We start from the raw sequence: 15420 nt of genomic DNA, 5'->3' as shown, positions 1-15420 counted from the left end.
AGGGTAAACGAATATATGTTTTGTGCAACTTTTATTTTTCAAACACACTCTAGGGGAAATCAGCTATGCTGATTTCACAGCTCGCACATATGATTAGTATGACACATTTATTTCGGAAATGATGACGAAGTTTACAGAGTACGCGGCGGACAAAGAGGAAGCAACCGGCGTTGCAATCAATGTGGAGGTGATGGATGCTTCTCAGAGCCAGCTGACACAAAATGAGCAGGTCAAAAGTCTGATCGAGAAGGGCTGTGATGTGATATGTGTAAATCTGGTTGACCGCACAGAGCCCACAACAATTACTGATCTGGCAGAGAACAAGCAGGTGCCGATTATCTTTTTTAACCGTGAGCTGGTTGCAGAGGATCTGGAACGTTGGAGTGAATTGTATTATGTTGGTGCAGATGCCCTGCAGTCTGGAGTTTTTGAAGGAGAACTTGCTGCAAATGCCTTTAAGACCAATGCCAAAATGGACAAAAACGGTGATGACATTTGCCAGTATGTGGTGCTGGAAGGCGAAGCAGGACATCAGGATTCCATCGTAAGAACAGAGTATTCTGTAAACACTTTGATAGAAAATGGTGTGGAAGCGGAGAAGCTGGGCTATGCGATGGCTAACTGGAACAGAGCACAGGCACAGACAAAAACAGCAGCGCTGCTTACACAGTTTGACGGAAAAATTGAGCTGATCATTGCGAATAACGATGACATGGCTCTTGGGGCAATTGATGCGCTGCGTGATTCCCAGATTCCCAGAGAAGACTGGCCGGGGGTTGTGGGAATTGATGGCACAGATGCGGGACTTTTGGCAGTTGAAAATGGCGAAATGCTGGGAACTGTTTATAATGATAAAGAAGGGCAGGCCCGGGAAATGCTGAATCTTGCATTTGCCATTGCAACCAATGGAGATAAGGATAGTATTCCATTAATTGATGGAAAATATGTCCGGACACCATATCATAAGGTCACACAGGAAAATGTAGAGGACTATAAGAAATAAATAAGAATGTGTGAAAAAATATACAAAAAGATCTCTTGTGGGTGGAAATTTCCTCAGGAGATCTTTTTGTATAAATGAATGAGCATTTCCTTTGACAGGATGGTGTTTTTGTGATTTTTATGTAATTTTACGCTGATTTAAAGGCGGAATTTTTATTTCCCTTGCCAATATAAACATTTAATGTGAAAATAATATGTGGTATACTAAATCAAAAAAATGAGGATTTTACTAAAAACAAAGGAGAGTACCGCAAAAGAATGGCTTATTGGATCCTTGAATTTATCAAAGTGTTTATCGGATATGCTTTTTTGATGTATGTATGGCCATCTGTGATTTTTCGGAAAAAGCTATCCGGGAAAAGCCTGACCTTTCGTTTTGCCTTCTGCTCTACAGTTTCTGTTCTGTTGCTTAACACGCTTGTCCTGGGATTGGGCTTGCTTCATATATTAAAAGGGTGGATTGTATTTGCCGCTTTTTATGGGATTTTTGCAGTATCAATTTTGCGCGAGGGAAAATTACGGAAGTATGTATCCAGGCAGCTTCAGACTCTTCTTGCAGGAACCCTGGGGTGGAAATCCCTTTTGGCAGATCTGCTAAGAGAGTGTAAAGCACTTATTGCAGATTTGCTTAGAAAATTAGATGAAAAGACAAAAGGAAAAAAAATTGAATACAGCATTTTAAGTGTTCTTATGGTTTTTGCTATTATTTATTTTTCTTATGGAGCCTTTCAGAATCATTCCTATGGCTCGGGCGATATGTATGTTCATCATGCCTGGATTTATGGATTGAAGGAAGGGCAGATTTTTTCAGCAGGAGTCTATCCGGAGGCAATGCACTGTTTTATTTATTGTATGGATGCGCTGTTTGGAGTATCCATATACAGCTGTCTGCTGTTCCTGGGAGAGATTCATGTAACGGCCTTGCTGGCAGCGGTTTATTGTCTGTTCAGAGAGACATTGAGATCCAAATATACGGTTTATCTGATACTGGCTGCATTTCTTACAATAGATGTGGTCTATACGGCTGAGATTTATGGAATATCCCGTCTGCAGTATACCATTCCTCAGGAATTTGGTTTATATAGCCTGTTTTTGTGTGTAATGTATCTTGTCCGCTTTATGAGGAGGAATACCGAAGACGGAAATAAAAAAAGAGGCTTTGATGAGAATCTGTTTTTGTTTATGACCTCATTGGCAGTGTCTCTCGCAATCCATTTTTATGTTACAATCATGGCATTTTTTCTGTGCGCATCTTTTGCTGTTTTTGGTATTAACAGAATTTTCAGGAAAAGAAATTTCTGGTCTTTGGCTACGGCGATACTTGTAGGAGTGATTATTTCTACAACACCTATGGTTCTGGCTTTTGCTTCTGGAATTCCCCTTCAGGGCTCTTTGAACTGGGGAATGAACATTATAAATGGTACAGATACCAAAGAGGGCAGAACGAAAGCTGCACAGGTTGTTATGGAACAAGGCCAAAAAACTGAGGAAAATAAGGCCGCAGAAGCTGATAGTAATGAAAATCCTTTATCAGGGCAGTCAAAGCTTCATAATCAGATAAAAGCAACAGACAAAAATAAAACAGATAAGAATGAAACCAACGTAAAGGTGACAAAAACTTCTCTAGCAGAAAAAATAATACAGATTGTTTTGAACAATTTAAAGGCGGTCTATCGGTATGGTTATGCGCAGCTTTACAGAGGTAACCGAGCGAACTGGCTGATTGGTTTTACGCTGGCAGCTGTGCTTCTTAGTATTATAAATATGGGAATTACCATCGTACGTTTCAAAAAAATTCCTTTTGAAATGTATGCGGGGATCACATTTGCATCTGTTTTGTTTATGATTCTTTATGCAGCACCGTTTCTTGGACTGCCGGAAATTATTGCAGGAGCAAGATTGTGTTTACCGGAACAGATTCTGCTTTTGGCAATGATGGTAATTCCTGCAGACGAACTGTTTTTTCTGCTGGAAAAAACAAGGATCGGATGCTTTATGCCCCAGATCAGCTTCGCAGGAGTGCTGGCTATTTATGCAGGGACAAATTATTTCGGAGTGTTTCACGGCTACTTATATTATGAACTGACACGATACAATTCAGCAGTGGAACTGACAAATAAAATTATGGATGATTATCCTCAGTACAGTTATACAATTATATCTACAACAGAGGAATTGTACCAGTCAATAGAAGAAGCCAGACATGAGGAAATTCTTGAATTTTATAACAGATCCAAGCAGGAGGATTATTATATTCCTACAGAATATCTTTTCTTCTATATAGAGAAAAATCCTATTTATTATGCGCAGCATCATTTCTTTTCAGGACCAAGATGGCTTGCGCAAGATAAATATACAAAGTATTATGAATATACTACTGCGGTTTTAAGCATAGGAGATAATATTGAACACGGAGAGATTTCAGAGGAATTGGTGGGCGAATCACTTACAATTATGGGTAAAGCTTCTGATGCCTATTCTATTATTGGAAACCGAAGGATTCTGGAATCGGAGATGTATTACTGGTGTCAGGAATTTAAAACGCGCTTTCCTTATGAACTTAAGGTTTATTATGAAGATGAAGATTTTATATGTTATGTAGTGAAGCAAAATCCGGAACATTTATATAATTTGGGAGAATAAAATTTTCCTGAAACAGGAGCGAAGAAATATTGAAAATAAAACGATGGAAGTGGTTGCTGTTTGGCACAGTATTGCTTATGATAACAGTTATTGCGCTTTGTGTATTGTCTCAGCGGAATATCCAAAAATATGAACCATCAGAAGAGGTTTTTGGAAACCCACTTATGGGTTATGCCCCCTGCGCATGGAATGCAGAGGTTCGTGAGGATGTTTCTCTGCTATATATGGATGTTACCTGGGCAGAACTGGAGCCAGAAGAGGGAAAGTACAACTGGGAAGAAATTGAGAAAGAGAATCAGCTTGACCGCTGGCGAGAAGAAGGAAAACACATTGTATTAAGATTTGTCTGCGATGTGCCGGGAGCAGAGAAGCATATGGATATTCCTGAATGGCTGTATAAAAAAACAGATCAGGCAGGAACCTGGTATGATGTGGAATTTGGAAAGGGATTTTCCCCGGATTATAACAAGGAACAATTTATTGCATATCACAGAAAAGCTGTGGAAGCGATGGGAGAACATTGGGGACAGGATGGATTGATTAGCTATATTGAGCTTGGAAGTCTTGGACACTGGGGAGAATGGCATGTGAATTATAGCGCAGGAATTCAGAGGCTTCCACTGGAAGATGTGAGGGAACAGTATGTGTCGCCCTGGGTGGATGCCTTTCCTGAGGCAATGCTGCTGATGCGAAGACCCTTTTCTCATGCTGCAAAATACAAAACAGGTCTTTATAATGATATGACAGGGGAACCAAGTGAGACGGCGGCATGGCTTAATGAAATTGAAGCTGGTGGTGATCTTAGCCAGACAAATGAAGAAAAAGCTCTGGTTTCTATGACAGATTTCTGGAAAAAGGCTCCTGTAGGCGGAGAGTTTACCAGTTCGCTTTCAATGGAAGAAATGCTGAAAGCCAGCCTTTCTCAAACCGTAGAACTGATTCGGGAATCGCATACTACCTTCTTGGGACCAAATGCAGCAAATCCCGGATTTTTGCAGGGATATGAAACTGTTTTGAAAAATATGGGCTATCGTTTATGGATTTCAGAAGCAATTCTGTCCTGGAGTCCTGGTGGTGCCAAATTGGAGCTTACCTGGGAAAACAATGGAACTGCACCGTTTTATAAAAATTGGAAGGTTTGGCTTTACGTAACTGATGAAACTGGGAACACAATAGAAAAGAAGCAGGTTGAAATTCTTCTGCCATCGGTTCTTCCCGGCGAATCAATTCATACCGCTACTTTATTGGAAACAGAAGAACTTCTGAAGCTTGCAGGAGAAAAATATAGCATAAGCGTTGGCGTGGAAGATCCAATGACTGGAAAAATGAATGTTCGATTTGCAATGCAGTGTGAATTTAAATCTGGAAAGAATTTTTTGTGGTGACTTATGAAAAAACAAGAAGAAAAATCAGAGATTGATTTTGTGATTACCTGGGTTGACGGAAATGATCCGGCATGGAAAAGACAGCGGAATCTGGCAGCACAGGCATCTGAACAGATACAGAAAACAGACAACAGAAAAGAACGATACCGGGATTGGGATAATCTGCAATATTGGTTCCGAGGAGTGGAACAGTTTGCTCCCTGGGTGAGGAAAGTACACTTTGTGACCTGGGGACATATTCCGGACTGGCTGAATATAGCACATCCCAAGCTGAATATTGTCAGACATGACGAATTTATTCCGAAAGATTTTTTACCTACTTTTAATTCCCATACTATTGAATGGAACTTTCACAGAATAAAAGGTCTTTCAGAAAAGTTTGTTTATTTCAATGACGATACGTTTTTTATAGACAAGGTTAAAGAAACGGACTTTTTTCAGAATGGAAAACCAGTTGACATGCTGGCATTTCAGCCTGATGTGGCGAATATTGACGATCCGGTTATGCCTTACATTTATCTGAACAATACGATGCTTTTGGCAAAATATTTTCAAAAGCGGCCTAATATGAAGAAACAGCCGGGAGCTTATTTTCATATAGGATATCCACCTGTATATTTTTTATATAATATTATGGAACTGGCATTTCCGCGCTTTACCGGATTCTATACGGTACATGGTCCTTCACCTTTAAAGAAAAGTACCTATGAAACATTATGGAATCTGGAGCCGGAGCTGCTTACAAGTGTGTGCAGTCATGCCTTCCGCCATAAAGAGGATGTAAGCCAGTATGTACTTAGGGAATACCAGAAGCTGCAGGGGGATTTTGTTCCGCAAAATGTGCAGAAGCTATGTGGTTACTTTAATTTGGAGAATCAAAATCTCAAACTGACAAAAACAATTGAAAAACACAAAATTCCTATGGTATGTGTGAATGACAGCAATTATGCAATTGATTTTGAGAAGGTGCAGAAGGAAATCAACGGGGCCTTGGAACAACGACTGAGCCGGAAATCTTTATTTGAAATGTAACTTTATGAGATGAGAAAGGAAAAAGATGAATATTCTTTTGGCAGGAGGCTCCTGTAGTCTCGTGGATAGTCTGATTTTGAAGATTCGCAAGGAAGGACATAGAGTCTATATACTGACCGGAGATAAATACAGACACAACAAATACAAGAAAGTATTCGAAAAATATGAATTTCCATATGACAGTGAAAATCTGGGGGAAATTGTGCAAAGCGTGAATCCGGATGTGACCATTCTTATGGGAGCAGTTGATACAAACTATTCCTGGAATGAAGCAGAACTGGAAACCGTTCGATTTACTTCCCATTTGATGAACATTCTGGTTGCACTCTCAGCAACGAAGAAGGGGAAAGTGATTTTTCTGTCATCCGACGAAGTATATAGCGGAGATTACCAGGATGAAATCATAGAAGAAACCCCAACCTCCAGTGCTGGATTGCGTGCAGATACCATTGCCCAGGCTGAAGAAATCTGTGATAATTTCAGACGGAAAAGAAATCTGGATATTGTAGTGCTGAGACTGGATCATCTTTACAGTATTCCCAGAGACAAAAAGGATATCAATAATATTTGTGCGCGTATGTGCCTGGACTGTATGCGCAATGGATATATAGAGGCCAATGAGAAGCATTCCTTTTCTCTTTTATATGAGGATGATGCAGTAGAATTTATTTATCAGGTGGTAAAAAATAAACTTCATGAGAAATTTTTGTATCAGCTGTCCTCTAATCATGTGGTAAGTGAACTGGAACTGGCTTCAATGGTTCAGAAAGCTATGAATAGCACAGCAAATGTTATTGCAACTTCAGGTGATATAAGCAGATGTGTACTGTCCGGGAAATGCTTTGAAAAAGAATACGGCGTGCATGCATTTGCAAAGCCGGATGAGATCATTGAAAAAATGGCAGCATATATGCTGAAGCATAAGGCTGTGTTTGTGGAGGAGGATCAGCTTCAGCCGTCCTGGTGGCAGAAGCTGTGGAATAAATGGAAATGGCTGTTAAGTGTGCTGGTTCCCTTTGCAGAAAATCTGATATGCTTTATTCCCTTTTTTATGTTGAATAACCGAACAGTTGGAAGCAGGTATTTTGCCAATCTGGATCCCTTTCTTTTATATGTTCTTCTGTTTGCTATTATATATGGACAGCAGCAGGCTACCTTTTCTGCCATACTTGCAGTAGCCGGATATATGTTCCGCCAGATGTATACAAGAAGTGGATTAGAGGTCCTTCTGGATTATAATACTTATGTGTGGGTGGCACAGCTGTTTATTTTGGGACTGGTAGTAGGCTATATGCGAGATCAGATCCGAACAATGCGCATGGAGAGTCAGGAGCTGGAGGAACACTTATCCAGACAGATTGCAGATATCAAGGACATTAATGAAAGCAATGTTCGTGTAAAGGGAGTTATGGAGCAGCAGCTGATTGATCATAAGGATAGTATTGGTAAAATTTACTCTATTACATCTAAACTGGATCAGTATATGCCAGATGAAGTAATTTTCTATGCTGTAGAAATGTTAACGAAACTGATGCAAACGAAAGATGCGGCTATTTATAATGTGGTGAATAAAGATTATGCCCGTATTTTTTCAGCAAGCTCGAAGAAAGCAAGGAGTCTTGGGAATTCCATCAGATATAAAGACATGACAGAGGTTTATGAGGCTCTGAGTGAAAAAAGAGTATATATCAATAAGCGAATGAATGATCAGTATCCGCAGATGGCATGTGCGATTTTTGAAGATGATGAAATTCAGATGATTGTGATGTTGTGGGGGCTGAGTTGGGAAAAAATGACTCTGGGGCAGGCGAACTTCCTTACTGTAGTCAGTTACATGATTCAGAATGCAGTTCTTAGAGCCCAGCGTTATATTCAGGCCCTTGAAGCACAAAGATATAAAAAAGGCTCCAGAATTCTCAGTCCGGAGGCTTTTGAACCGCTGGTCCAGGCATATATGGATGCAGAAATCAGAAACCTGGCAGAATGTGTATTACTAAAGATATGTATTTCACCAGATCGCCAGATGGAAATTGATGAAATAATGACAAGCCATCTTAGAGACAGTGATTATCTTGATATGATGACAGACGGCAATCTGTATGTGCTTCTTGCAAACACAACCAGAGCAAATGCTGTCTTTGTTCAGGAACGATTTGACAGGAACGGATATAATACGGAAGTTGTGGAGAATATAGCAGTATGTCACAAAGAATGAGATATTTTATCCTTTTAATGCTGATAAATCTAGTGGTCATTGTGATTTATCTGATCTTTGAGCACCTAAGAAGAAAAGAAAAATATGCCAGCATATGGATGAAGGCAGGAATGATGCTTCTTTGTCCGGTGGTAGGACCGCTGTTTCTATTAGGCTCCTTTTTATTATATAAGCTTTTTGCTTCGCAGGGAATGGATCTTTCAGATGTGGTATTTAGCAAGGAACGGACAGATACCCTTCAACGACCTGATGAGGATGTAGAAAAAAATATGGTGGCACTGGAAGAGGCTCTGGAGGTTTCAGACAAAAAAAGCCTGCGAACACTTATGATGAATGTAATCAGAGGAGACTATAAACATTCTCTTTCCGCTATTGCCCTGGCGCTAAACAGTGAAGATTCAGAAACTGCCCATTATGCGGCATCGGTTCTTCAGGAGGTATTAAATGATTTTCGTACAGGCGTTCATGAAAGATACCGTCTGTGCCTGGTTGAGGACGAGAAGCAGGCAGAGAACTGTATTCATCTGATTGAGTATATGAATCCTATTATAGAGCAAAAGGTACTTACAGATCTGGAACAGCATTCTATGGCAGAACGTATGGATGAGGTTCTGGAAAAGGCATGGATTTTGGATTCTCAGAAAATCAGCAGTACGATGTATGAAAAGATATGTCAGAGCCTTCTGGACGTAAAGGAATATGAGACCTGTGGTAAATGGTGCCAGCGTTCCATGAAACAATATCCAAGAGCCTTGTCCAGCTTTACTTGTCAGCTGAAGCTGTTTTATTCCTGCAATGACCGGGATAATTTTTTTCGTGTAATGGATGAACTAAAGGAATCAGAAATTGCCATTGATAATGAAACTCTGGAAATGATCCGAACATTTATGTGAAATAAAAAGGACGGAAAGAAACAATGGTTTCGAAAAGAAAATATTTCAGTATTGTAATTATGATGCTTGTACTGCTGTTTTTATTTCAGTTTTCAGTTGTTATGCGAGATCAGCAGAATGCCTATGATACGAACTCCTATTTTTCACCAAAGGCAGCAGATGGAAAAAATGAATGGAAGGCTTCAGCACAAGAGGGTACAGAAGCTTTTGAGAAGCGGAAAAAAATCGTTTTTATAGGGGATGAATCCTGTGATATGGCAGTAGCAGTAAGCAGATGGTGTACCTATGCCAAAAGAGAAATTTGCTTTGAGAAATCTGCATCAGATCTGAAGGAAAGAGCAGAAGAGCTACCGGAAATGATTATTCTGGAATCTGAAAAGCGTGCGATTGGAAATGATCTGAAGGCTTTGAAAAAAATGGAAAGCCAGGGAGTCATAGTAGTATTTGGCTGTCTGGAAAATCCGGAACTAATACAAGCCATTCCTAAATTAATGGATTTCCTGGGAATTAAAAAAGTTGCTGCTAATGAAACGACTCTAACCGGGGTAAAACTGTTTGATGGACTTTTGCTTGGCGGAAGTGTGGTTTATGAAGCTGGTAAGGAAGAGGATGAAAAGGAAAGGCAGGATTTGCAGCTGAAGGTTCCATGGTACCAGCTTGGAAGCGGAACCACAACTTATATGATGGGACTGCTTAATGAAAGCTCTGGTGAAAATGTGAGAAATGAAGAGCTTCCAAGTCTGATCTGGAGAAACGGACTGAATAATAGCAGTGTATTCGCAGTAGTAGGAGATTATATGAAAGACAGCACAGCTCTTGGGCTTCTTGATGGTATGCTTGCGGAAGGCTCAGAGTATACTCTATATCCCGTAGTAAATGCACAGAATCTTTCAATGGTGAATTTCCCTGTTTTTGCAGATGAAAATAATGAAGAAATGCAGAAACTTTATAGCCAGTCTATGACTGGAATTGCCAGAGATATTATGTGGTCTTCCCTGATTTCTATTGTGGAAAAAAGCGGCAGGAAAATGACTTGCTTTATTCAGCCTCAGGCAGATTACGAGGACAGTATAGAGCCAGATGCCCAAAACTTGAAATTCTATCTTCAGCAGATGAAGGAACAAAATGCGGAAGCAGGACTTTCTTTGCAGTATCAGAATACAGCTTCTTTTGAAGAAAAACTGAAAAAGGATGATGAATTTTTCCAAAATGAAAACAGCAGTTATATATATGGAACTGCTTTTACGGAAGCAAAAAATATTAATTCTGTTCTGCAGCTGGAGAATACAGAGCTGCTGAAAAATGTAAGTACTTTGATTTGTGAATACACAGAAGAGAAGCCTGTCCTCTCTTATTGCTCAGATTTCGTAACGCTGCAGTCTGTTACAAGCGATGGAATGAATTATACATACAGTGATGATATTCGTATGAGAAGTATTCAGAGTGCACTTGGATATACAAATGTTATGCTGAATATGTATGATATCTTCTGGCCGCAGAAGGATACCGACCGCTGGGAAATAATGCAGAAGCGTTTTTCCAGCAACCTTCTCACATACTGGAAAGAGTTTTCCTGTTTTGCAAGTACTACGCTTTCAGAGAGTAATACAAGAACCAGAACATTCCTGAACCTGGATTACAGTGAGCAAAGAGAAGAAAATAAAATAATCCTGCAAACCTCTTTGGCAGGAAGCTGGTTTATTCTCAGAACACATGGAGAGGAAATCGCAGATATACAAGGTGGAAGCCAGATAAAAATTCAGGAGGATGCCTATCTGATCTGCGCAGAAGATACAACGGTGGAAATAAAATTGCAGGAACGGTGGAGAAAAAAATGAAGGTTTGCATTGTGGCAGAGGGCTGTTATCCATATGTGGTCGGCGGTGTTTCCGGTTGGATCAACAGCCTGATTCAGTCATTTCCAAATATTGAATTTATTTTATTAACAATTATAGCGAACAGATCTTCAAGAGGTAAATTTGTATATGAACTTCCGAAAAATGTAACACAGGTGTATGAAGTTTATCTGGAGGATTGTGAGTGGAATAACGGGAAAAAAAGACAGAAAAACAGGAAGCATATCCGTTTGTCGAAAAAAGAATATGCAGAGATGCTGAATATGGTTCTGAACAGAAAAACAGACTGGAATATTCTGTTTGATTTGTTTCAACGCAAAAATCTGTCCATAGATGATTTACTGATGGGGCCGGATTTCTTTCAAATTGCCAGGGAATGCTACAACAGAAAATATTCTGGTATTATATTTTCTGATTTTTTATGGACCTTACGCTCTATTTATCTTCCTATGTTCTGGGTATTAAAGATGAATATACCAAAGGCGGATCTTTATCACTGTGTGGCAACCGGATATGCAGGAGTCCTTGGAAGCATGGCTGTTCATTTCCATGACAGTTCACTGTTGATCTCAGAGCATGGAATTTATACCAGAGAGAGAGAAGAAGAACTGATCAAGGCTGAGTGGGTAAAAGGAGCTTACAAAAATATCTGGATTGAACAATTTAAAAAGATGTCTTTGCTTGCCTATGAAAAGGCAGATATTGTTACCTGCCTGTATGCTCGTGCTAGACTGCTTCAGATGGAGCTTCCTGGTTGAAGCCGTACATCTTGGCATTCATAGCAGCACTTTTTTCATTATTGTTCCGCATCCGCCTAAGAAGGGGACGGGACATCAGAGCACTGAAAGGAATTCCAAGAAGGGCGAATAAGGCAAAGGTGGGGTCATAGTACAAGACTACAGCCAGGGCACTGATGAAACGGAAGGTATAAATGATCAGGTTGGGAATCCAGTTCAGGATTCCGCTGGAGATATTGGAAGCATCTGAGCTCCAGCGGGTGACCAGGTCTCCGGTGTGGTAATCTGTCAGGGATTCCCAGTCAGTAATCAGCATTTTTGCAAAAATGTCGTTCTTAATCTCGGAATCCACCTTAAGGCTGATGAAGGTAGATGCATAGCCGGATGCCTGGGAAACCAGAATGTTAGCTATGGAAAAACCGATCATTGCAGCAAAGGTGGAGAGCAGCTTTCCGGTTTGATGTCCGGTGATAATGTCTACCAGATCCTTGGAAATCAGACTGGAAACCAGAGAAACGCAGGAGCCTGTAATTCCAAGGAGTGTATACAGGATCATGGATTTCCAGTAACGTCTTCCGTATTGATAGATCCAGAGCGTTTGCCGCCACATTTTCTGCAGTGTTCCCTGTCTGAGATATTTCCAGATCAGCTGGAGCTTATTTTTCATGGAGCACCTCCAGTCGGTCAATCTCTTCCCGGATGACTTTTACAGCAGACTGGTTTTTCGTACAAAACAAATGGAGTACGGGAACCCGATTTGCGATTTCTTCGGCAAAGAAAAGATTTTTAGTCAGCTGACCTTCTTTCCAGGTCGGGGAGATCATTCTTTGCATTACCCGGAGGATTTGGCCCGAGGGGGAAAGCTCTTCCAGATAATCTCTGGCAGGATCCCTGCCGAGAAGGACGATTCCTCCAAGCTCATAGGTCTTTATGGTATAAATTCCGGAAGTACCACACCAGGGAATGCCGTAAACCATGATTCGGTTTTCATGGATTCCCAGAAGATTCAGATCACCATTGAGAAAGGGTGTGCCAAGAAGCTGATGCCAGAGCCCGGTGTGGGTGGATTTGCCCATGCCGGAGTGTCCGGAAAAAAGCCATGCCTTTTCTCTGTAAAGTATGGATGCTGAATGAATGGCAAACAATCCGTTTTGTTGTGCAAGAAACAAGAAAAACAGACGAAGAGCATGAAAAAGATTCTCTGTCGTCTGATCTGTGACTGCATTGGAACAGTAGAACCGAACATAGCTGCCGTCCAGGGTCATATGTACCTCATGAATATTTGACATCTGAGGAAACAAAACCACATAGCGGTCGCTGTTTTCAAAAATAGTCATATCCGAATTGCGAAGAAGCACCTGCCCATAATTGTGGCTGGCAGGGGACCTTGTGATAAATTCAATTTCCTGATCTGGTTCATCTGCCGGATGGTTAACATAAAAATCCGCAAAGCGGTCGCCAAGAAGCTGGACAGGACCGTAGAAATTGATAGAAAGCCCGGCAATTTTTATGCTGGCAGTGCATGCATGGGAAATGGGCTTAAGGCTTTCGGTTATCATTCCAAGAGCGGTCATCTGCGACAAAAAATCATTGACATCATTTAAGACCTCCGGGAAAGCTTCTTCCCCAAGACCATACAGCCGCGCCAGCATTTCCGCCAGCGTTTCCGGGTCCGAACCTTCTGTATGCTGGATCACGTTCCACAGAAAAGTCCCGGTCTCGTTGAGAATCATTCCCTTTTTCTGATCCGCCATCTGCTGTCCGTAAGGAAGGAGATGACTGACTCCTTTTATTTTTCGAAGCGTATATCCGCGTTGACACTGAAACATAGTGAAAACAATTCCTTTCCTGTTAATGAAAGCAGGTAACTGTACAGTTACGAAATCAGATAAATTATAACATTGCGGCTCTTTTCGCACAAGAAAATAAGTGCCTGCTTATGGGGCAGACACTTAAGGGATAATAGATTGCAGCAGAAAATTTAATCCTCGTCCATCCATACCTTCATGGTCTTGAGAAGCTTCTGTTTCTGTGGGATTTCAAGCTTATGTACCTGCTCGGAAATCTCACGGTCCAGAGCGGTCTCGCGGTATTCGGAATCAATTCTTCCGATGAGGGAATCCAGGGAAATATTCAGCAGTCTTGCGTAGTAGATCAGGATACGCAGAGACATAGCGGTACGGTTGTTCTCCACGTTGCTGATGTAGCCTGGGGTTACGTTCAGAGCTCTGGCAACTTCTGCCTGAGTCAGCTTCATTTTGATTCGAAGCTCTTTCATTCGGGTTCCTAAATTTTCATAGTCGATCTGATTCATATTCATTCTCCAATCCGTTTTCAACCAGGGCAAAATATGGCATTCCCCGGGTATTTACGCTATTTATTCATAGTATAAAGTATATAGAAATTATATGAAAAATGTAAGCTGTAAATTGTATGCTATCTATTTTATAACTATATAGAAATTCCATGGTTACTGTTCATAGGTAATATTCCGCGAGGTGTTTTTTGTGAACAAAGTTCACAGAAAACCCGAGGATTGCGGCGCGAAATCATGCAAAGCATGATTTCTGTGCATCGCGAAGCGTGTTACTGGGCACGGAGTGAACTGTAACATTCCATGCACCTGCCCAAAGTCCTTCATGCAGGAATTTTTGACAATTATGGGAGAGGTCTTTATAATGAAAACCAACCTGGGAAAAGAGGTAACAGATTTATGTATGATACATTTGAAATGCTGGAGGAGCTTCTGGAGCAACAGCAGTTTGAACTTCTGATAGAGGAAAATAAAATTCGCCTTGTATATTTGATGAATGATGCAGTAGAAAGCTTTCTTATTTTTGATAAAGTACGGCTTACAGGAAATTACCTGGAGGGTTATGAAGGCCCACTGAAATCTTCCCTCAGCGAAGAAGATGACCAATATGTGCTTTCCGTATGGCAGGGAGAAAATGTGGTGACTCTGTTTTTCGAAAACCTGGATCTGGAAGTGTATCTGTACAACTACGGGGAGATTGGCCACTTCTGGGTTCCCGGCTATGAATATTTAAGGCAGCTGGAATATCGGATTGCCATTGCAAGAGATAAGCTGGAATATCTTGGAGAGGAATTCTGCACGGAAGAAGAGGAAAAGCTGGTCCAGCTGGCTGATTTTCCTCCGCTGAATTATTGCTGTTATCCGGCAGTCCCGGCGAAATACATTGTGCCAAAAGAGGAGCCCTGGGTTCCCTCTGAGGCAGCTTTTGAGACTATGGAAGAGCTGGCAGAAGAGGTGAAAGACCGTTCTTTGCTGCGGCTTCTGGCTTTTTACAAACGTTTTCCAAAGCCAGTGATTGCCCGTTTGGTGGCAGGAGCTCTGCACCAGAACCGCCATACAGCTGTTATTGATCTTCTCACAGAAAAATTAAAAAAGGAAGCGGCCGTTTATCCGAACCGTTCCTTTGGTGAAAAAGCAGATCAACAGCTAAACAGCCTGCTGGAAAAAGCCAGAATGCTGCAGCAAAACCTGGCAGAGCAGGGGGTGAAAGCGGAAGTGCTGCGGGAAGAGCCTTTTACCACAGCCAGAGACAGCCTGGATTTTCAGGTATTTCTCATGATATGGAAAAAAGGCTGGCGAAACCGTAAGGTTGAAATTAAAAAGCTGACAGAAAAAATGTAGAA

At 41.1% G+C, this 15420-nt stretch carries 12 protein-coding genes; 9 read left to right on the top strand and 3 right to left on the bottom strand.

From position 1 onward, the window contains the following. The first annotated feature begins 109 nt into the window (after window positions 1–109). From DWZ38_RS19170 to pelF, 8 genes are all read left to right on the top strand, one after another. Window positions 110–1003 carry a galactose ABC transporter substrate-binding protein gene (locus DWZ38_RS19170; RefSeq protein WP_278309199.1) on the top strand — a complete coding sequence of 298 codons (894 nt, stop codon included), beginning with the start codon at window positions 110–112 and terminating at the stop codon, window positions 1001–1003. Between the two features lie 257 nt (window positions 1004–1260). Beyond that, the gene (locus tag DWZ38_RS19165) at window positions 1261–3645 is read left to right on the top strand and encodes a hypothetical protein (protein WP_117854643.1); all 2385 of its coding nucleotides are present in this window, start codon (window positions 1261–1263) and stop codon (window positions 3643–3645) included. A 77-nt stretch (window positions 3646–3722) separates the two neighbouring features. Next, a complete protein-coding gene (locus tag DWZ38_RS19160; protein WP_117854671.1) occupies window positions 3723–5030 on the top strand; it encodes a DUF4832 domain-containing protein in 1308 nt (435 codons plus the stop codon). Between the two features lie 3 nt (window positions 5031–5033). Next, window positions 5034–6062 carry a stealth family protein gene (locus DWZ38_RS19155; protein WP_117854640.1) on the top strand — a complete coding sequence of 343 codons (1029 nt, stop codon included), beginning with the start codon at window positions 5034–5036 and terminating at the stop codon, window positions 6060–6062. Window positions 6063–6087: 25 nt separating this feature from the next. After that, the gene (locus DWZ38_RS19150; RefSeq protein WP_117854637.1) at window positions 6088–8277 is read left to right on the top strand and encodes an NAD(P)-dependent oxidoreductase; all 2190 of its coding nucleotides are present in this window, start codon (window positions 6088–6090) and stop codon (window positions 8275–8277) included. Next, window positions 8274–9170 carry a hypothetical protein gene (locus DWZ38_RS19145; RefSeq protein ID WP_117854668.1) on the top strand — a complete coding sequence of 299 codons (897 nt, stop codon included), beginning with the start codon at window positions 8274–8276 and terminating at the stop codon, window positions 9168–9170. The genes DWZ38_RS19150 and DWZ38_RS19145 overlap by 4 nt, the downstream gene beginning before the upstream one ends. Window positions 9171–9193: 23 nt before the next feature. Then, entirely contained in the window at window positions 9194–11008 is a 1815-nt protein-coding gene (locus DWZ38_RS19140; protein WP_117854635.1) for a DUF2194 domain-containing protein, read from the top strand. After that, on the top strand, window positions 11005–11784 hold the full coding sequence (gene pelF / locus DWZ38_RS19135; RefSeq protein ID WP_117854633.1) for a GT4 family glycosyltransferase PelF: 780 nt from the start codon (window positions 11005–11007) through the stop codon (window positions 11782–11784). Before DWZ38_RS19140 ends, pelF begins: the two co-directional genes overlap by 4 nt. Here the strand turns inward: pelF and DWZ38_RS19130 are convergent. The 3 genes from DWZ38_RS19130 to DWZ38_RS19120 form a co-directional block, all read right to left on the bottom strand. Continuing rightward, window positions 11753–12430: an ABC transporter transmembrane domain-containing protein gene (locus DWZ38_RS19130; protein WP_347520184.1), complete on the bottom strand. Its 678-nt coding sequence runs from the start codon at window positions 12428–12430 to the stop codon at window positions 11753–11755. The genes pelF and DWZ38_RS19130 overlap by 32 nt on opposite strands. Then, a complete protein-coding gene (locus DWZ38_RS19125) occupies window positions 12420–13592 on the bottom strand; it encodes a PqqD family protein (RefSeq protein WP_117854630.1) in 1173 nt (390 codons plus the stop codon). Before DWZ38_RS19125 ends, DWZ38_RS19130 begins: the two co-directional genes overlap by 11 nt. Before the next feature lie 152 nt (window positions 13593–13744). Then, the gene (locus DWZ38_RS19120) at window positions 13745–14077 is read right to left on the bottom strand and encodes a helix-turn-helix transcriptional regulator (RefSeq protein WP_021926638.1); all 333 of its coding nucleotides are present in this window, start codon (window positions 14075–14077) and stop codon (window positions 13745–13747) included. Window positions 14078–14476: 399 nt separating this feature from the next. Between DWZ38_RS19120 and DWZ38_RS19115 the strand changes: the two genes are divergently transcribed. Then, window positions 14477–15418, top strand: a complete 942-nt coding sequence (locus DWZ38_RS19115) for a DUF3878 family protein (protein ID WP_117854627.1) — start codon at window positions 14477–14479, stop codon at window positions 15416–15418. Window positions 15419–15420 lie beyond the last annotated feature (2 nt).

This window comes from Ruminococcus sp. AF31-8BH, assembly GCF_003460605.1.
Taxonomy (GTDB): Bacteria; Bacillota; Clostridia; order Lachnospirales; family Lachnospiraceae; genus Blautia_A; species Blautia_A acetigignens.
This window is presented reverse-complemented; position numbering and strand designations above follow the sequence as displayed.